19 protein-coding genes are annotated in these 17,140 nt (G+C 64.8%); 14 read left to right on the forward strand and 5 right to left on the reverse strand.

From position 1 onward, the window contains the following. The first annotated feature begins 275 nt into the window (after positions 1–275). The 3 genes from KW845_RS06330 (at position 276) to KW845_RS06340 (ending at position 3,440) form a co-directional block, all read left to right on the forward strand. Positions 276–1,535 (forward strand): site-specific integrase, encoded by a 1,260-nt coding sequence (locus tag KW845_RS06330; RefSeq protein WP_218368289.1) that lies wholly within the window; start codon positions 276–278, stop codon positions 1,533–1,535. Between the two features lie 155 nt (positions 1,536–1,690). Next, complete coding sequence (locus tag KW845_RS06335) at positions 1,691–2,512, forward strand: type IV toxin-antitoxin system AbiEi family antitoxin domain-containing protein (RefSeq protein WP_218368290.1); 822 nt, start codon at positions 1,691–1,693, stop codon at positions 2,510–2,512. Beyond that, positions 2,496–3,440, forward strand: coding sequence for a nucleotidyl transferase AbiEii/AbiGii toxin family protein (locus KW845_RS06340; protein ID WP_218368291.1), 945 nt, complete (start codon positions 2,496–2,498; stop codon positions 3,438–3,440). The genes KW845_RS06335 and KW845_RS06340 overlap by 17 nt, the downstream gene beginning before the upstream one ends. 303 nt (positions 3,441–3,743) lie before the next feature. Here KW845_RS06340 and KW845_RS06345 read toward each other — a convergent pair whose 3' ends face one another. Then, the gene (locus tag KW845_RS06345; protein ID WP_218368292.1) at positions 3,744–4,106 is read right to left on the reverse strand and encodes an AlpA family transcriptional regulator; all 363 of its coding nucleotides are present in this window, start codon (positions 4,104–4,106) and stop codon (positions 3,744–3,746) included. A 413-nt stretch (positions 4,107–4,519) separates the two neighbouring features. Between KW845_RS06345 and radC the strand changes: the two genes are divergently transcribed. Continuing rightward, complete coding sequence (gene radC / locus KW845_RS06350; RefSeq protein WP_218368293.1) at positions 4,520–5,029, forward strand: DNA repair protein RadC; 510 nt, start codon at positions 4,520–4,522, stop codon at positions 5,027–5,029. Between the two features lie 186 nt (positions 5,030–5,215). On the opposite strand, the gene KW845_RS06355 is transcribed toward radC, so the two are convergent. From KW845_RS06355 to KW845_RS06365, 3 genes are all read right to left on the reverse strand, one after another. Then, on the reverse strand, positions 5,216–5,983 hold the full coding sequence (locus KW845_RS06355; protein WP_218368294.1) for a hypothetical protein: 768 nt from the start codon (positions 5,981–5,983) through the stop codon (positions 5,216–5,218). Between the two features lie 36 nt (positions 5,984–6,019). Continuing rightward, positions 6,020–7,006, reverse strand: a complete 987-nt coding sequence (locus tag KW845_RS06360) for a restriction endonuclease (protein WP_218368295.1) — start codon at positions 7,004–7,006, stop codon at positions 6,020–6,022. Positions 7,007–7,071: 65 nt separating this feature from the next. Continuing rightward, a complete protein-coding gene (locus tag KW845_RS06365; RefSeq protein ID WP_218368296.1) occupies positions 7,072–7,362 on the reverse strand; it encodes a helix-turn-helix transcriptional regulator in 291 nt (96 codons plus the stop codon). A 285-nt stretch (positions 7,363–7,647) separates the two neighbouring features. Here KW845_RS06365 and KW845_RS06370 point away from each other — a divergent pair, with 285 nt between their 5' ends. From KW845_RS06370 to KW845_RS06410, 9 genes are all read left to right on the forward strand, one after another. Further along, positions 7,648–7,995 carry a DUF2958 domain-containing protein gene (locus tag KW845_RS06370; protein WP_218368297.1) on the forward strand — a complete coding sequence of 116 codons (348 nt, stop codon included), beginning with the start codon at positions 7,648–7,650 and terminating at the stop codon, positions 7,993–7,995. A gap of 337 nt (positions 7,996–8,332) precedes the next feature. Continuing rightward, positions 8,333–9,130 (forward strand): DUF2285 domain-containing protein, encoded by a 798-nt coding sequence (locus KW845_RS06375; protein WP_218368298.1) that lies wholly within the window; start codon positions 8,333–8,335, stop codon positions 9,128–9,130. A gap of 75 nt (positions 9,131–9,205) precedes the next feature. Beyond that, positions 9,206–9,490, forward strand: a complete 285-nt coding sequence (locus tag KW845_RS06380) for an AlpA family transcriptional regulator (protein ID WP_218368299.1) — start codon at positions 9,206–9,208, stop codon at positions 9,488–9,490. A gap of 26 nt (positions 9,491–9,516) precedes the next feature. Continuing rightward, positions 9,517–10,374, forward strand: coding sequence for a replication initiator protein A (locus KW845_RS06385; RefSeq protein ID WP_218368300.1), 858 nt, complete (start codon positions 9,517–9,519; stop codon positions 10,372–10,374). 241 nt (positions 10,375–10,615) lie between these two features. Beyond that, entirely contained in the window at positions 10,616–11,254 is a 639-nt protein-coding gene (gene parA / locus KW845_RS06390) for a ParA family partition ATPase (protein WP_218368301.1), read from the forward strand. Further along, positions 11,251–11,514, forward strand: coding sequence for a chromosome partitioning protein ParB (locus KW845_RS06395; protein WP_218368302.1), 264 nt, complete (start codon positions 11,251–11,253; stop codon positions 11,512–11,514). Before parA ends, KW845_RS06395 begins: the two co-directional genes overlap by 4 nt. Further along, the gene (locus tag KW845_RS06400) at positions 11,511–12,068 is read left to right on the forward strand and encodes a DUF2840 domain-containing protein (protein WP_218368303.1); all 558 of its coding nucleotides are present in this window, start codon (positions 11,511–11,513) and stop codon (positions 12,066–12,068) included. The genes KW845_RS06395 and KW845_RS06400 overlap by 4 nt, the downstream gene beginning before the upstream one ends. After that, a complete protein-coding gene (locus tag KW845_RS06405; protein WP_218368304.1) occupies positions 12,065–12,664 on the forward strand; it encodes a S26 family signal peptidase in 600 nt (199 codons plus the stop codon). The genes KW845_RS06400 and KW845_RS06405 overlap by 4 nt, the downstream gene beginning before the upstream one ends. Positions 12,665–13,112: 448 nt before the next feature. Next, positions 13,113–15,104, forward strand: coding sequence for a relaxase/mobilization nuclease and DUF3363 domain-containing protein (locus KW845_RS06410; protein WP_218368305.1), 1,992 nt, complete (start codon positions 13,113–13,115; stop codon positions 15,102–15,104). A gap of 8 nt (positions 15,105–15,112) precedes the next feature. On the opposite strand, the gene KW845_RS06415 is transcribed toward KW845_RS06410, so the two are convergent. Next, positions 15,113–16,018 carry a LysR family transcriptional regulator gene (locus tag KW845_RS06415; protein ID WP_255592399.1) on the reverse strand — a complete coding sequence of 302 codons (906 nt, stop codon included), beginning with the start codon at positions 16,016–16,018 and terminating at the stop codon, positions 15,113–15,115. Between the two features lie 195 nt (positions 16,019–16,213). On the opposite strand from KW845_RS06415, the gene KW845_RS06420 reads away from it, so the two are divergent. Next, complete coding sequence (locus KW845_RS06420; protein WP_218368306.1) at positions 16,214–17,062, forward strand: NADPH-dependent F420 reductase; 849 nt, start codon at positions 16,214–16,216, stop codon at positions 17,060–17,062. Positions 17,063–17,140: the final 78 nt, after the last annotated feature.

Consider the following 17,140-nt stretch of genomic DNA (forward strand, 5'->3'; position numbering starts at 1 on the left):
GGTATCGGTAGAAGTGACTTAAATTGTTGATTTTAAAAGTATAAGTTGCGTTTTCTATCGGTGGCTATCGCCGGCCAGCAGAACGGGTCGGCGACAGAACTGACGGTAAGCCCCCGGAGGTCGGATCCAGACCTTCCTGTTTACTATTGAGACCGAACCGGTCTTTGACGGTAAAAAACTCCTGAGGAAAGCTTGTTTCATGCGGCTTTCCGAGCATCAACGGGTCTCCAGGTCCCTGACGGTAAAAGCCGTCACGAACAGGAGGAACACCCTCAATGCTCACCGACACAGCACTGCGCAATCTCAATCCTAAGTCCAAGATTTATAAGGTTTTTGACCGCGATGGCATGTACGTGGCGGTATCGACCGCCGGTACCATCACCTTCCGCTACGACTACCGTCTCAACGGGCGCCGCGAGACGCTCACGCTCGGACGGTACGGGCCGGCCGGCATGTCGCTGGCCATGGCACGCGAGCGACTACTCGATGCCAAGCGGTCCGTCGATCAGGGCCTTTCCCCTGCGCTGGAGAAGCAGCGGGCCAAGCGGCGACTGACGGCCGCCAGGACCTTCGGCGAGATGACGGAACGCTGGCTGGCCGATGCCCGCATGGCCGACAGCACCCGGGCGATGCGCAAGCACATCATCGACCGCGACATCCTGCCGGTCTTCCAGAACCGGAAGCTGAAGGAAGTCACCCCTGACGACCTGCGGGCGCTGTGCAATAAGGTGAAGGCGCGCGGCGCACCGGCCACGGCCATCCACGTCCGCGACATCGTGAAGCAGGTCTATGCCTTCGCCATCCTGCATGGCGAACGGCTCGCCAACCCGGCCGACGATGTGAAGGCGGCCTCGATTGCGACCTTCGTTCCCAAGGACCGGGCGCTGTCGCCGGCGGAGATCCGGCTGGCCTTCCACCAACTGGAGACCATCGCGTCCTATCCGACCATCCGGTTGGCCTTGCGCCTGATCCTGCTGACGATGGTGCGCAAGAGCGAACTGGTCGAGGCGACCTGGAGCGAGGTGGATTTCGAGAACGCCACTTGGACGATCCCCAAGGTGCGGATGAAGGGACGCAAGCCGCACGTGGTCTATCTGTCGCGGCAGGCGATGGACATCTTCGTGGCCCTACACACCTGCGCGGCTGGCTCGCGATTCGTGCTGCCGTCGCGCTATGACCCCGATCGCTGCATGTCGCATGCAACGCTCAACCGAGTGACCCAGCTCATTGGTTCTCGCGCGAAGGAAGCCGGGTTGCCGCTGGAGCCCTTCACGGTGCATGACCTGCGGCGCACCGCGTCCACGCTGCTCAACGAGGTGGGCTTCAACGGAGACTGGATCGAGAAGTGTCTGGCGCACGAAGAAGGCAGCCGGACTTCGCGGTCGGTCTACAACAAGGCCGAGTACGCCGGGCCTCGGCGGCACATGCTCCAGGAGTGGGCCGACATGGTGGAGGCGTGGGTCGATGGGCGCACGCATGTGCCGAAGCTGGTGCCGGAGGACGTGTCGGTCCCGGTGCTCAGCCCGGCTTTGTGAGGGAGGAGCGCATGATGACCTTGGCTGGGAACGCTTTTGGTGGGTCGCCCGGGGTTTGTGTTCATCAAAAAAAGATCACTCTGGATGATCTTTTTCCTGCATTTGCAAACTCATGGCCCTTGGCGGAGGTTTATAAAACTGATATTTTGAGCACTATGGATGCTCAAAATTCAGGAAAACTGAACCGCTTGCTGGCCGAACTGGGCGATACGCGCCTGGTGTCGAGCCGCTGGCTGCGCGCGCATGACTACTCCAACAGCCTGGTCGCGCGCTATGTCGGCAGCGGCTGGCTGGTGTCGCCGGCGCGTGGCGTGTACATGCGCGCCGGCGGGCGGCTGCAATGGGATGGGGTGGTCCGCAGCCTGCAGGTCGGGGAGGGCATGCCACTGCATGTCGGGGGACGCTTTGCGCTGGCCTTGCAAGGGCACGAGCACTACTTGCGCCTGGGCGATGCCGGGACGATCACGCTTTACGGACCGACGCCTCCGCCGGGCTGGGTCGGCAAGCTGTGCATGGAGCAGCGCTTCGAGTACCAGGGCAAAGGGCCGTTCAATCTGCCGGCCGTGTCCTTCACCGCGGAAGCTTCCGAGAAGGCGCTATCCGAGGCGGGCTTTGCCTGGCATTCCGCTGCATCTGGTGTCTATGCCTTGGTCTGCTCGACGCCCGAGCGGGCCATGCTGGAGTTGTGCGATGGCGTATCGGATGCGGCAGGGGTCTATGAGGCCGATGCGCTGATGCAGGCCATGACCACGCTGCGCCCGCAGCGCGTCGGCTTCCTGCTGCGTCACTGCCGCAGCATCAAGGCCAAGCGGCTGTTCCTGGCGCTGGCCGATCGCCATCGGCATGCGTGGCTGGCGCATGTGCCGTTGGATGGCGTCGATCTGGGCCGGGGCAAGCGTGCGCTGGTGCCCGGCGGGCGCCTGCATCCGACCTACCAGATCACCTTGCCAGGAGACCTCGATGAGCACCTGGCTTGATCGGTGGGACCGGCGCTACACCGACCGAGTGCGGCTGCTGGTCGAGATCCTGCCGGTGCTGGCCCAGGAGCCGCGCTTCGCGCTCAAGGGCGGCACCGCCATCAACCTGTTCGAGCATGACCTGCCGCGTCTGTCGGTGGACATCGACCTGGCCTGGCTGCCGGTGCACGACTACGCCGAGGATGCGAAGCTGATCGCCGAAGCACTCGGACGACTGGCCGACGCGATGCGCGCCCGGCCTTTGCAATTGCAGGTGCAAACTTCAGCGGGCGAAGGCGGGGCGGTCACCCGGCTGGTGGCCAGTCGCGGCCGCGCGCGTGTGCAGATCGAGACGACGCCGGTGATGCGCGGGACGGTGCATCCGGTGCGGGCCATGGTCGTGCGCCCTAAGGTGGAGGAGGCGTTCGGCTTCGCCGAAGTGCAGGTGCTGGACTTCGCCGATCTGTATGCCGGCAAGCTGGCGGCGGCGTTGTCGCGGCAGCATCCGCGCGATCTGTTCGACGTGGGCCTGCTGCTGGAGGATGAGCGGGCGGATGCGCACCTTTGGCGGACCTTTCTCGTGTACCTGACATGCAGCCCTAAGCCAGCATGGGAAATGCTGGCGCCGCGTGTACCTGCGGATTTCGAGGCCACCTTCGAGGCTCACTTCAAGGGCATGACGGCTGAGCCCATTGAAGCGACGGCCTTGTTGGAAAGCCGCGAGCGTCTGTTGGCGCGCGTGGCGCATTGGCTGGACGAGCCGTCGTGCGCCTTTCTGCAATCGGTCGAGGATGAGCGGCCGGATTTCGGGTTGATCGGCCTTACCCATGTGGCCGACCTGCCCGGGGTGCGGCGCAAGCTGCACAACCTGGCACAGCGCACGGCCGCCAAACGCGCTGCGGATCGTGGGCAGTTGGCGGACGTGCTGGCGCGCATCAAGGTGCGATGAAGTGGCGGGTAATACAAAGACGGCGGCGTGATCGCGATGGTTCACGATTTCACACTGGTATATGCGCTGAATCCTGAGCTGGATTCGCAGGATGAGGTGCTGCGCCGGCTGGCCGGCAGCGATTGTGCCGACGCCACAGTGGGCTGGGGCGGCCTGGACATATCGCGCTGGCCTTCAGCCGGGAGGCACGGGACCGAGATGTGCCGGTCACGCTTGCTGTAGTTCAGATGGCGCAGGTGCTGGCCGGGGCAGAACTGGTCAGGGTGGACGCCGGGTAGTCGCCGTAGGCGCCAGATGGTGGGTTCATCGAACAGGCCGGTGCCGACGCAGCCTCACGTCCGGGCCGGGCGATGTATCGGTCTTTGCTGATCGCGAGGCTTGCTTGCGGCCTTCGATCCAGGCCTCGACCTCTTCCAGATCCCAGACCACGCAGCGCGGCGTCAGTCGGAAGCGCCGGGGAAACTCGCCGCGCTGCTCCATTTCGTAGATGGTGGTTTCCGCCAAGGGCACGATCTGATGCAGCTCACGTCGGCGGATCGTGCGGCGAAAGGGGAGCGGTGATCCCTTCGGGAACTGCGGAAGCTCGGCGTACCGCTCGGCGCCGGGGTGGGGCAGGGAAGCATTGGGTTGTGCTGAAGTCCTGAGCGTTTCTGAGTTGGCAGCCATCGTCCAGATTCCATGGGGTTCGCAATGAACGTCATGGTGGCTATCGGTAGCGATTGCGACAACTTGCTGCAGCAAGGCCAAGCGTAGGAAAGCAGCATCCCGGCGTTCCGCCGCCGGGCTCGCGGGCTGCGCCCCGCGCCTCTGCGAGTCGCGGCCATTCAGCTTTGATCCCTGATGCCTTCGGCCTGGATCGTTGATCCGGGCCTGCGCGCTGCGCTTGCCTTCCACTTCCTCGTTGGAGATGGAGAGGCGGGCTTGCTGTTCTCTTCACCGTATCACGGCGTTCTCGCCGTCAATGACTGCGCGTGCTCGCACGCTTGCGGCCTGTCGGCCGTCTGTGATCCCTGACTGCTTGCGCTGCGCCGTGAGGCGCCGGTTCCGGGCAATTCCGCCCGAGCAACCGGAGCACAATCATGTCGCAACTGTCCTTTTCCTCTTTCGATTCGCTGCTGCACGTGCGCGATACCCAAGGCCGCTATCGGCTGGCCTCTGTCGAGCAGATCCTTGAAGCGGCACGCGAGGCTATCGACCAGAAGATGCAGCGCGGTACCGAGTTCAGTTCACCAGCCTTGGTGAAGGAGTACCTACGCGCCAAACTGGCAGGCTTCGAGCATGAAGTGTTCGCCGTCCTGTTCCTCGACACACAGCATTGCTTGATCGAGTACACCGAGATGTTCCGCGGCACCATCGACAGCGCATCCGTGCATCCGCGCGAGGTCGTCAAGGAGGCGCTGCGGGCCAATGCAGCGGCGGTGATCCTGGCACACAACCACCCCAGTGGGCATCCAGAGCCCAGCACTGCGGACAGGGCGCTGACGCGGCAGCTTAAGGCAGCGTTGGAATTGGTGGACGTGCGCACGCTGGACCACATCATCGTCGCTGGCGTTGCTACTGCGTCATTTGCAGAGCGAGGTCTGCTCTGAACTTTGGGGGCTTCGGCCCCCTTTTTCGTTGTCTAGTTTTCGATGCCTTGGAGGGCTATATCGCATGCTGCTTGCCACCTCTGCAATGCGCACCGAGCCGACTGCGGCGTGACGGCGGCGCATAACACTCCAGCATCCCGATTGCTGGGGCGCCAGCAGTGTGGTGGTGTGCTCGACGCGCGGTGACTATTCGAGGATCGTTCCACCGCCGCGCTCCCAGACCATCGCCCAGAATTGTTGGCCCCAGTCGGTTTGATGCCCATCGAGATAACGCGACTTGCCCAGCGCCAGGCCAAGCCGCGCGATCAGGATGGCGAACTCTGTATCGGCGGGGTTCGCCGCCGTCCAAACGCGCCCGAGCACGTAGGAAAGCAGGGCATGGAACAGAGTAATGCGGGTCGCCTTTTGCGCATCGTAGGCGTGCGGGCGCATTTCGATGATGGCATGGGAGCCGGTGTCGGGCTGGTCTGCGTCGTGGAAGCTAAGAAGACGTACCTGCCATTGCGCAAGAGCGCGGCCATAGTGCGCATAGGGTTGCACTGCACCAGCGAATTCACGCATGAAAGTGAACCAGGGTTCATTCCAAAGGCCCACCCCGTAACGCTGCCAGACATTCGCTTGTAGCCATGCCCGCAGCTTGCCTGGCGTCAGTTCGTCAGCGTCCCATTTGAGCAGCGTCGCTTCAGCATCGGGATGTCCGCACACACCCAACTCGATGACGCTGATGGCTTCTACACATTGCCGTGTCAACGCAAGGGCATTGGCATGCATTCCTTCGCGGTTAGCCTGATTCGCTAAAAGCAGGGTATCCAGTACGAACCAGTGCGCCAGCATCGGAGCCGATTTCACCTGCAACACCATCGCATTGGCGGTAACGGTTCTACCGACGCGCTCCATCACCTGCGGTGTGGCGTCTTCGCAGATCGTGAACCATTCTGGCGTTGAGCTGGACATTGGGCAGGCTTCTCGTTCGGGCGCTTGGACACCCCGCTAGAACGGGATGTCGTCGTCAAATGGGTCTACAGCCTTCTCGGAAGGTAGTGCGCCCTTCGGCAGCGGCAGATTCGTGACGATGAACAGGTTGAGGATGTCATTTCTATCCATGAATAAAATCTGCGAACGTTTCGCTGCGTCGAGCTTGTTGCCGATCCAGTTCCTTGCCTGCTTTGTGATTTCGCCGCCAGCGACAATAAAAGCATGGTCAACTAGAACGCGCCGGTTTAGCTCCGGGTCGAATATCTCGTGTCCGAGCATCATGTTCACCTGATTGTGTATCTCGGCGACATTGACAGAGCCATCCTTGCCGACACCTGCTGAATCCAGTTTACCCTTCTTGGCTTGGATGCCGAAATAGAGCACATGGAGAGTTGGCAGGGTGTATTTCATCCACACGTCCTTGCCATACTCCAACGCCTTGTCTTTGTGACCTGCGGCGGTGATGCGGTGAAAGCCGAGCTGGCGGAACAGTGGCAGCAGCACTTCCTCGATCAGTTCGTCTTCGGAGCACTTGTCCAAATAGGCAGTGAGCTGCTCCCGACGCTCCAACTCTGCTGGCGTCAGTGGGCGATGTGGATTCGCCATCTGCGCAACGGTGTTCGTGGCGATGTGGCGAAGTTGCCCGATGCCGTGCTCGTCATAAAACGCTTCCCAACCTTCGCGTGCTAATACGACGTTCAACGCGGCAAGAGCCTTGGTCCGACCTGCATCGCCATCTTGCGCGTCACCCTTATCGAGGGTGGCACGGATGATCCTTATGAAGGCGTCTGGCGGAACCGATGGGCTGGGATGTGGCAATGACAGCACTTCCTCCAGCCTGCTTGCAACCCATGCCCATCGGGTTGAACCGTCGTGAGCATAGTCCAGGTCACAGTCTTGAAAGAACTCGGTGATGTAGCTGCTGGAGCGATATCGAAAATTATCAGTGTCACCGCAAACCATGTGTGCGAGTTCTCTGAGGTTCCTGCTTTTCCATTTCATTTGCGCGTCTGGGCTAGGCCGTCACTTTTAGGGATGGCGTCGAACGTTCGTTCCTTGCCGGTCGGTTACTCAGAACCATCTTGGCCAATCTCCTTCAGCTCCTGCCGTACTTGCGCCAGTAGCTCGTCGGCATCGCGCGCGCTGTGGCCAGCATACGCCAGCGTCAATAACGTGAGCGGGTGGACTTCCATCACCTCGCACAGCTCGGCCAGCTTGCTGATGGTCGGGCTTTTCAGGTCGCGCTCCAGCGTACTCATATAGGTGCGGCTGGACACGTCGGAGAACGCTTCCTGGCTCAAGCCACGCGCTTTCCTGACTGTCTTCAACGCCTGTGCCAATGAGTACCTCGCCGCCACCTATGGTTTCCTCCCAAAAACCAAGATGACAGCGCATTGAGCCCTATAGGGCTACAATCTATAGTGTTCATTTGATGTTGTTGGCCGCATCCGTGTCTTTACGGAAATCCGTATCCGCGGATGGCCTCAAATCCGGGGAAGCATATCCGTGCCTTTGCAGACTTCCGCCGATGCGTGTTCGTGCCTTTACGCTTCTGCGGATGCGCGGGCTTGCGCCTTCGTGCATGTACGCGGATGCACCGATGCGCTTTGGCGGCTCCGTGCATCCGAGGAGGAATGGTAGCCATGAACCCGCTCATCACCGACGAGCAACGCGCGCGGCTGCTCGCCAACGGCGAGGCGCGCGCCATTGGGCAGTGCATCGACCCGCTGCCCGTGGTGCGCCTGTTCACCCCCGACGCGCATGTGACCTGGCTGCTGGTGTCGCTCGATCCTGGGGATGGCGACACCTGTTGGGGACTGATCGACCTCGGCATCGGGATCCCCGACCTGGGCACGGTGCAGCTATCGGCACTGGCATCCATCGTCGGGCCGCACAAACAACCTGTGATGAGGGATCGTTACTTCCAGGCGGCGCGCCCGCTGTCGGAGTATGTCCGGCTGGCGCAGGCCAACGGTTCGATCACGGACTGACCGGAACCTGTCGGCGGGACGGACGCATTGTGACTATTTCCGTCTCCTTCCAGACCGAGCCGGTCTGAACCCGCACTCTTGCACCGAAGCGGCGTCACCCTGCTGCAAACAGTCATGGTCTTTGGTGTGGGCTGCGGCACGGTATCTGATGCTGACCGTCAATGTCCGCGGTGCAGCCGTCGCATTCGGACGATTTTCGCAATGCACCGGAGCCAATCCGTCTTGACACCCACAGTGACAGCCTAACCCGATAGCGATGACGCTTTGATGGTGAGACGATAACTCCCGCACGCGAAAACCGTGGCGACGTTCCTGCTGACTATCAGGAGGCATCGTCATGGCCCAACCGCGCATTGAACACTGGTATCCGACCGCCGCGTATCTATATGTCCTGCATCTGGACGGCCCCGCGCTGGCCTGGGAATACCTGCGCCGCCACCCCGACTACCGCCGCGACTGGCTGCGCCGGCGCCGCCGGCCAGAGGCCGCCGCACGCTGGGGATTGCGCCTACTGGAAGATCCCGCCCTGGATGCGCGCGACGCGCATCCGGCCTGGTTCCCCGATCACGATGCGGTGGTGCAGCTCTACCCGGATGCCGACCCGCCGCCCGACGCGGTGGCCTTCGCGTTCTGGCGCCTCCCCGGCCAGAAGCGCCTGATCCACGATGGCAGGCGCCTGGTGCTGCTGACACGCTGGCCGGGCTGCTGCCTGCGGCTGGTGATCGCTCCCGGCCTGGCCGATGGCATGGCCTACGCCTATGCCATCCGCGCCTGCGCCGCATCCTGCGGACGCTGTCAGGCGCTGGCGGCCGAACTGGACAAGCTGGCCGCCGCTGGCGATGCAGCGCCGGCGGGAACGGCACGGTCGCGGCCGACACCCGCTGCGCTGCTGGAGTTGAACACGCTCCAGGCGCTCGACGGCACCCTCGCGGGCGCATCCCTGCGTGACGTGGCCGAAGGGCTGTTCGGCGTCGATGCCGTCGCCGACGACTGGTACGCCGACAGTGCCTTGCGCGCCCGCGTTCGCCGGCTGGTGCGCCGGGGCGATGCGCTGATGCGCGGCGGCTATCGCCGCCTTGCACAGCTTCCGCCGCTCAGGGAGGGACGTTCTGCAGCCCCTGCAAAACGTCCCTGAGCAAGAAGCCTTGCTTTCTTGAAAGTGCCTCTATCCGGCCGCGTGGTGTGGCCGGGCTTGATGGAGGTACATCCCATGCGACCCGCTCCCTTGCGGCCTGCCGCCGCTGCTGTCGCTGCGCCCATGCAGCCCCAACGCTACCTGACCAACGACGAAGCCGCCGAATACTTGCGGCTGTCGCCGCGCACGCTGGAGAAACAGCGCGTGATCGGCGGCGGCCCGAAATTCCGCAAGTTCGGCCGCCGCGTCATGTACGCGGTGGCCGACCTCGATGCCTGGGCCGACCAGCGCAGTTACGAGGCCACGTCCGACCCGGAATATGCCGAGCGTCACGCAGGCGACTACCGTGATGGCCGCTGATCGTCGGCTCGCCGGTGGCCATCATCATGTCCAGCCCATCGCTGCCGCCGGGGCAGCGATCGCCGCAGCGGGAACAGCTCGACCTGTTCCGCGCGCTGCCGGGCGACGGCATGGCGCCGCGCGACAGCCAGGACTTGATGGCCTTTCCGTTCTTCTCGCTGGCGAAGTCGCGGCGCACGGCGCCGATCGACTTCCGCAGCGGGAACATCACCATCCGCGTGGAAGGCACGGCCGAGCACGGCATCGCCACGATATGGGATGCCGACGTTCTGATTTGGGCGGCCTCGCAGATCGTGGAGGCGCGCGACGCAGGCATTCGCCCGTCGCGCTGGATACACGCCACGCCCTACGAAATCCTGCGCTTCATCGGGCGCGGCACGTCCCTCAACGACTATCAGCGCCTGAAAGCCGCGCTCGACCGGCTGCAATCGACGAGCGTGGCAACGTCCATCCGCGAAACCACCGGGCGGCGCCTGCACCGCTTTTCGTGGGTGAACGAATGGCGAGAGCTGGCCGACGCCAGCGGCACGCCGCTGGGCATCGAGCTGATCCTGCCGGAGTGGTTCTATGCCGGCGTGCTCGACGCCGCCCTGGTGCTGACCATCGACCCGGCCTATTTCCGCTTGAAGGGCGGCATCGAGCGCTGGCTGTACCGCCTGGTGCGCAAGCACGGCGGGCGGCAGGAACACGGCTGGCAATTCGACTTCCGGCACCTGCACCGCAAGTCCGGCAGCGCGGCGCGCTTCTCGGACTTCGCCTACGACCTGCGCGTGCTGGTCGCGCGGCAGTCGCTGCCCGGCTACGTCCTGGGCATCGAGCCGATGCCGGGCGAAAGGCTGGAACTGCTGACCTTCCGGCCCGTGCCGTCCACGGCACGGGGATAACTGCGGGAGAACCTGTGGACGGCCTCGTGCTATCAGGAGTACGGGGTATCGTGCTATCAGGAGTACGACCCTCGTGCTATCAGGAGTACGAAAACGCCGCAAAGCCAGTAACGGCGCGGGTTTTCCACCCCTCTAACTTACCTAACTATAAATCTCTAACTCTTAGTAGAAGCGCGCCGTTTCGGTGGACAACCACGAAACGGCACGGCCAGGCCGGCTTTCCAGCAGGGAGGGCCGCGCCATGATCTTCGCGTTTCTCAACCAGAAAGGCGGCGTCGGCAAGACCACGCTCGCCACGCACATCGCCGGCGAGCTGGCGATGCGCGGTTTGCACGTCATCCTGCTGGACGCCGACCCGCAGGGTTCGTCGCTGGACTGGACACAGCGCAGAAGCCAGCAGGGCTTGCCCCGGCTGTTCAGCGCCGTGGGCCTCGCCCGCGAAACGCTGCATCAGGAAGCGCCGGAGCTGGCCCGCCGCGCCGATCACGTCATCATCGACGGCCCGCCGCGCATCGCCGCCTTGGCACGTTCCGCGCTGCTGGCGGCCGAGCGCGTGCTGATTCCCGTGCAGCCCAGTCCGTATGACCTGTGGGCCAGCGCCGAGATGGTGGCGCTGATCCGCGAGGCACAGGTGTTCCGGCCTGCGCTGCGCGCGGCCTTTGTCATCAATCGGCGCGTCAGTACCACCATCATCGGCAGAGAAGCACGGCAATCGCTGGCTGAACAGCCGCTGCCGGCGCTGCGCAGCGAAGTGCGCCAGCGCATCGTCTTCGCCGACAGCGTGGCCGCTGGCCGGCTTGCCCGCGAGACGGCGCCCGACAGCGCCGCCGCACGCGAGATCGCCGCGCTCGCCGATGAACTGCTGCGGTGGCCGACATGAGCAGCCCGCGCAGCAAGCGCGTCGGCATCGGCGCACGTCCGCCCGCGAATCCACACGCCGAGGCGTGGATTCGCCAGGGCGAGGCCGATGCGCTCAACAAAGGCGACCTTTACACGGCCCGCCTGACGCTCGACGTGACGCCCGCGCTGCGCGCGCGCATCAAGATCGCCGCCTTCGGCCAGGGCGTGACCGTGGCCGAACTGCTGCGCGGCCTGCTGGAACGGGAGTTTCCCGACAATCGCACGGAGAACCTGCCATGAACGCATCCGCCTTGCCTGCCGCTCATGCGGCGACGGCTGCACCGGCTGCTGCGCCGCCGCCTTCGCTCTCAACGCTCGCCGGCCAGGCTGGCAGCGTGCCGCTGACTCGCGTATCGCTCGCCTACATCGAACCGCGCTTCAAGCTCTACCTGCGTTTCGGCGAACCGGCGCGCACGCTGCGACTCGACCGCTGGCGGCGCTGCGCGGTGTTCCTGTCGCGTGCAATGTTCTGCCGTGTGCGCTGGGAGGCAAACGACTACGGCACGATCCGCTGGCAGCTCATGGTGATGCAAGCCGCCACGCCGCTGGACGACATGCAACGCATCCCTGGCGTACAGCCGGGCGCACGCCTGCTGCTGCACGCCGAAGGCGAAAACGCGGTGCGTGCCGTGCTGGAACGCATCGACGCCATCGAAACGCTGGGCATCGCCGCCATCGATGTGTCGCCCGCGTACTGGCGGACGCTGGGCAACCGTCTAGCGGCTCGCCTTGCGCTGCCCGAATACACCGCCGAGCGGCACGCCGCCTGGTTGGCCGGGAAGGTGCTGCCATGACGACCCAATCCACCACCGCGCGCACGCCCGAAGCCGCGCCGCATCCTCGCTCGCGCCTGCGCGCTCGCCTCGTGCTGGCAGGCTTCGCCGCCGTCGGCCTCGCTGCGCTGGCCTGGGCGGCTTTCGTGTCGCCGCTGCCGCGTCTGACCTACAACCCGTCCGACAGCGTGGCGGTCGGCTGGTATCGCATCGAACCGTTCGACCCGCGCACCGCCTCGCTGCCACGTCCGCTGTCCGTGGACAGCATCGTGCTGGTGCCGCTGCCCGACAGGGCCGCCATGCTGGCTGCGCAGCGCGGCTACCTGCCGACCCGCGTTCCGCTGCTCAAACGTGTGGGTGCGGTCGCGCCGCAACACGTTTGCATCGTCGCCGGGCAGGTACGCATCGACGGCGTGCCTGCGGCCGCCGCGCTGCCTGCCGACCGGCTGGGCCGGCCGCTGCCATCCTTGCAGCTTTGCCGCCGCCTCGAACCGGGCGAGCTGTTCCTGTTGAGCGTGACCAATCCGGCGTCGTTCGACAGCCGCTATTTCGGCCCGGTCAGCGCATCCGCCGTGATCGGCGTCGCGCATCCGGTCTGGCTGGAGACACGCCCATGATGGCCGCCGATTCGCTGCACGTTGCCGTGCCTCTCATCGTGCCATCGGGCATGTCGTTCCAGTGGCTGCTGCCGTGTCGTCGCGCGTGCAGTGCGGGTGCATCCGCACCGCACTTCGCGCTGCCTTCGGCGCAGCCGTCCAACGTGCAGGCGTCTTGCCTCGAACGCGCCCGGCCTGCGGCCATTGGCGCGTTCGTCGGCGCGCTGGCTGCAAGCAGCACAGCGCCGCCGGGCCGCCGACGCCTGGAGCGACAGCGAAGGGCAAAGGCGGAAGGCAAGACAAAAGGACGCGGCACCGGGTCGCGTCGAAAACCAGTCTGCACGTGGGGGTGGCGCGGCACGGAGCGGCTTCGCCGCCGTGCCGCGTGGGGCGCGAGGTTCGCGCCAATGCAGGCATGTCCCCGTGCTTCGCACGACCGGACACGCCATAGCTTGCAGGGAGAGCGGCCATGACCGACCGCCACGACGACGATTTTCGGGTGCGTCCCGGCGCCCCGAAGAACCGGGGAAAGGGCCAGGGCCAGAGCTTCGTTTCCAAGGTGCTCAAGCAGGCGGGCAAGGCCAGCGGCGGCAAGTCCTCGATGCGCCATTCCGCAGCCGGTGGCAGCGGCGCACGCGCAGGCCAGCGGCCCGGCTCGCGCCTGGGGCGCGGCCATACGGCGGCGCGTTTCGCTGGTGCGAAGCTGACGCCCATGTCGCGGCGCGTGACCATCAAGACCTTGCTGGTCAATCAACGCAATGCCAGCCCGCAGTCGCTCGCCAAGCATTTGCGCTACATCGAGCGCGACGGCGCGGGCCGCGATGGCGAACCTGGGCGGGCCTACGGGCCGCAGACCGACGAAGCCGACCTTGATGCTTTCAAGGACCGGGCCGCAGACGACCGGCACCATTTCCGCTTCATCGTCTCGCCCGAGGACGGCGCCGAGCTGGACGACCTGCGCACCTACACCCGGCATTTGGTGAGTCGGATGGAAGCCGACCTGGGGACACGGCTGGATTGGGTGGCGGTGGATCACTGGAACACCGACAACCCGCATACGCACCTCATCGTGCGCGGGCACGACGACACCGGCAAAGACCTCATCATTGCGGGCGACTACATCGCCCACGGCTTCCGCCACCGCGCCGCCGAACTGGCAACCGAATGGCTGGGGCCGCGCACCGAGCTGGAGATCCAGCAGACCTTGAGGCGCGAGGTGGAGCAAGAGCGGTGGACGAGCCTGGATCGCACGCTGCAACGCGAGGCCGGCGACAATGGCCAAGTGCAGATCGAACGCCTCAACGAACCCCGGCTGCAACGCCAGCGCCTGCTGTTGATCGGCCGCCTGCAACGCTTGCAGCGCCTGGGCCTGGCCGACGAAATGCAGCCCGGCACCTGGGCCGTCCATGCGGACGCGGAGAAGACGTTGCGCGCGCTGGGCGAGCGTGGCGACATCATCCGTACCATGCAGCGTGCCATGAGCGGCCAGCCGCGCGAGTTGGCGGTGTTCGAGCCGGGCGAGGTCGGCCGCACCATCGTCGGCCGCGTCGCTGCCAAGGGGCTGGCCGACGAGTTGCACGACCGCGGCTATCTGGTCATCGACGGCGTGGACGGCAAGGCCCACTACGTCGCCTTGAACGCCCGCGACGAGCTGGCGGACTATCCCACCGGAGCCGTGGTGGAGGTACGCGGTTCCGCTGAGGTACGGGCGGCCGACAAGAACATCGCCGCGCTGGCGAACGATGGCCTGTACCGCACCGACCATCACGTGGCGATCGAGCAGGGCAGGGCCAAGGAGGGACGCGACCCACAGGAAGTCGTCGTGGCCCACGTCCGCCGGCTGGAAGCCCTGCGCCGCGCCGGCATCGTCGAGCGCGTGGCCGATGGCCTATGGAAGGTGCCGGACGACCTGCCGGAACGTGGCCGCCAGTACGACGCGCAGCGCCTCGGCGGCGTCGCCGTGGAGTTGAAATCGCACTTGCCGATTGAGCGGCAGGCGCGCGTGATCGGCGCGACCTGGCTGGATCAGCAGTTGATCGGCGGCGGCAAGGGGCTGGGCGACCTGGGCTTTGGCGGCGAGGTCAAGAACACCCTGCAACAGCGCGCCGACTTCCTGGCCGAGCAGGGGCTGGCCGAGCGGCGCGGACAGCGCGTGATCCTCGCCCGGAACCTGCTGGCCACGCTGCGCAACCGGGAACTGGCGCAAGCCGCCAAGGACATTGCCGCCGACACCGGACTGGAGCATCGGCTCGTCGCCGACGGTCAGCGCGTGGCCGGCATCTACCGGCGCTCGGTCATGCTTGCCAGCGGTCGCTACGCGATGCTCGATGACGGCATGGGATTCAGCCTGGTGCCGTGGCGGCCCGTGATCGAGCAGCGGCTAGGTCAGCAACTTGCGGCCACGGTACGCGGCGGCGGCGTGTCGTGGGAGATTGGGCGGCAACGCGGACCCGCCATCTGATCCGCCATTCACTGTGAGCCGCCGCCGTCCTTGAACGCGCTCAGGCAGAGATCCACGAAGCTGCGCACTTTCGGATCCATGTAGCGGCTCGATGCGAATACGGCGTGGACAGGCGCCGGAGCCTCTGCCCAACCGGGAAGCACGCAAGACAGCGTGCCAGCAGCCACATAGGGCTCAGCCATGAAACGCGGCAAGTGCGTGATCCCGAGTCCTGCAAGTGCGAGGTTCTTCGCGGCGATCGTGCTGTTGACGGCACAGCGCGGGGACACCGTGACTTTCTCGGTGTTCTCACCGTTTACCAGGGCCCAATTAGAGCGCCCTCGCGTCGTCTTCATGATCAGGTTGTGGCGCTTCAGGTCGCCGACGGCGGAAAGCGCCGGCCCGCGCTTCAGATAGCCAGGGGCAGCATACAGCCCGTAAGACACCTCGCCGAGTTTGCGCGCCGAGAGCCCCGAATCTTCGAGCGCGCCGACACGGATGGCGACATCGAAGCCTTCATGGATGATATCGACCAGGCGATTTGTGTATTCCGCTTCCACCGTCACTTTCGGGGCCATTCGCAGAAACGCCGCGATCCATTCGTCCACGACCATCGTTCCGAACTCGGATCCAGCCGTGAGCTTGAGCAGTCCTTTGGGCTCCCTGGACTGCTGCGCCACCGCCGCCTCTGCGGCTTCGGCGGCGGTCAGGATGCACATGGCGCGCTCGAAGTAATCGCGCCCGACCTCGGTCACGCTGAGGCGGCGAGTCGAGCGGGTGAGGAGCTGTGCGCCGAGCTTCTTCTCCATGCGACTGACGATGCGGCTGATGCGCGCCTTGTCGGTGCCCAGCCGATCCGCAGCCGTCGTGAAGGAACCATCGGTGACAACCGCCACGAAGACGCGCATCTCCGGTAGATCGATTGATGTATTCATGGACAACAGTATGTGACTTATTCCTATATTTATCAATCAAGAGGGTAAGTCCATAGTGCGATTCATGCAACACGTCGCACTCAATGAATACAGCGGCGGCACTGACTTGCTGCGGTTGTAAGCGTCACAGCGATCGAGACGCACCTGTCGTTCGAACGACTTGCTTGCATCGCGGCGCGCTTAGGCGTGCGTCCCATGAAACCTGTCGGCGGGTTCCCGCCGTTCTCCCATAGAAGGAATGCGAAGATGACACAAACAATCGGAATCATTGGCTCCGGCCTCGTCGGTAAGGCAGTCGCGCGTCTCGCGACCGCAGCTGGCTACAAGGTGGTGATCAGCAACTCCCGCGGCGCGGACACCATCAAGGATCTGATCGAGGAGCTTGGACCGCTGGCGAGTGCCGGCACCACCGAGGAGGCCATCGCGGCGGGTGACATCGTCACGCTCTCGATCCCGATCGCCGCCTCCGAGCAGTTGCCCGCCGACAAGTTCGCGGGCAAGGTCGTACTCGACCAGACGAACTACTATCCCGCATTCGGCAACAATGACGTTCTCGACAAGGGGGAGCTGACCTCCAGTGGGCTGATCCAGCATCGTTTGCCGGGAGCGAAGGTCGTCAAGGGCCTTCACAACCTCAGCTGGCTCCACATGAAGGCCAACGCGACGCCGAAGGGTTCGGCGAACCGCACGACGCTGCCGATCGCGGGTGACGACGCCGGAGCGAAGCAGGCGGTGACCGAGTTCTTCGACAAGATCGGCTTCGATACCATCGACGCGGGCTCCCTCGCAGACAGCTGGCGCATTGAACCGAGCACGCCCATCTACTTTTGGCGCTACGCTCCGACGGTAGATCTGAAAGCGACGGGCGAAGAAGCCGAGCGCGCCTACACGCAGCCCGGCACGCCCGTGTCGCGTGAAGATGCTCGGCGCTTGATCAATGAGGCAAAGCGCCCGTCACCGATCGGCGGCACGTTCGAGGGCATGCCGCAGGTTCACGTCGACCTCTTCATGGCCCAGGCAAGCGCCGCGACCGTCAAGAAGTAAAACCTCTACATCGGGCGCCCTTGCGGGCGTCCGATGACCGTTCACAGCCTCTGGCCGATACGGTGCGCCCGGCCCGAT

The organism is Bordetella sp. BOR01, from assembly GCF_019218885.1.
Classification (GTDB): Bacteria; Pseudomonadota; Gammaproteobacteria; order Burkholderiales; family Burkholderiaceae_B; genus Bordetella_A.

Bases quoted from the DNA above. Each gene is read 5' to 3' on its own strand.
- KW845_RS06370 (WP_218368297.1), top strand. From the start codon at position 7,648: ATGAACCCGCTCATCACCGACGAGCAACGCGCGCGGCTGCTCGCCAAC.
- KW845_RS06385 (WP_218368300.1), top strand. From the start codon at position 9,517: ATGTCCAGCCCATCGCTGCCGCCGGGGCAGCGATCGCCGCAGCGGGAA.
- parA (WP_218368301.1), top strand. From the start codon at position 10,616: ATGATCTTCGCGTTTCTCAACCAGAAAGGCGGCGTCGGCAAGACCACG.
- radC (WP_218368293.1), top strand. From the start codon at position 4,520: ATGTCGCAACTGTCCTTTTCCTCTTTCGATTCGCTGCTGCACGTGCGC.
- KW845_RS06345 (WP_218368292.1), bottom strand. From the start codon at position 4,106: ATGGCTGCCAACTCAGAAACGCTCAGGACTTCAGCACAACCCAATGCT.
- KW845_RS06415 (WP_255592399.1), bottom strand. From the start codon at position 16,018: ATGAATACATCAATCGATCTACCGGAGATGCGCGTCTTCGTGGCGGTT.
- KW845_RS06375 (WP_218368298.1), top strand. From the start codon at position 8,333: ATGGCCCAACCGCGCATTGAACACTGGTATCCGACCGCCGCGTATCTA.
- KW845_RS06330 (WP_218368289.1), top strand. From the start codon at position 276: ATGCTCACCGACACAGCACTGCGCAATCTCAATCCTAAGTCCAAGATT.
- KW845_RS06355 (WP_218368294.1), bottom strand. From the start codon at position 5,983: ATGTCCAGCTCAACGCCAGAATGGTTCACGATCTGCGAAGACGCCACA.
- KW845_RS06395 (WP_218368302.1), top strand. From the start codon at position 11,251: ATGAGCAGCCCGCGCAGCAAGCGCGTCGGCATCGGCGCACGTCCGCCC.
- KW845_RS06340 (WP_218368291.1), top strand. From the start codon at position 2,496: ATGAGCACCTGGCTTGATCGGTGGGACCGGCGCTACACCGACCGAGTG.
- KW845_RS06335 (WP_218368290.1), top strand. From the start codon at position 1,691: ATGGATGCTCAAAATTCAGGAAAACTGAACCGCTTGCTGGCCGAACTG.
- KW845_RS06380 (WP_218368299.1), top strand. From the start codon at position 9,206: ATGCGACCCGCTCCCTTGCGGCCTGCCGCCGCTGCTGTCGCTGCGCCC.
- KW845_RS06420 (WP_218368306.1), top strand. From the start codon at position 16,214: ATGAAACCTGTCGGCGGGTTCCCGCCGTTCTCCCATAGAAGGAATGCG.
- KW845_RS06410 (WP_218368305.1), top strand. From the start codon at position 13,113: ATGACCGACCGCCACGACGACGATTTTCGGGTGCGTCCCGGCGCCCCG.
- KW845_RS06405 (WP_218368304.1), top strand. From the start codon at position 12,065: ATGACGACCCAATCCACCACCGCGCGCACGCCCGAAGCCGCGCCGCAT.
- KW845_RS06400 (WP_218368303.1), top strand. From the start codon at position 11,511: ATGAACGCATCCGCCTTGCCTGCCGCTCATGCGGCGACGGCTGCACCG.
- KW845_RS06360 (WP_218368295.1), bottom strand. From the start codon at position 7,006: ATGAAATGGAAAAGCAGGAACCTCAGAGAACTCGCACACATGGTTTGC.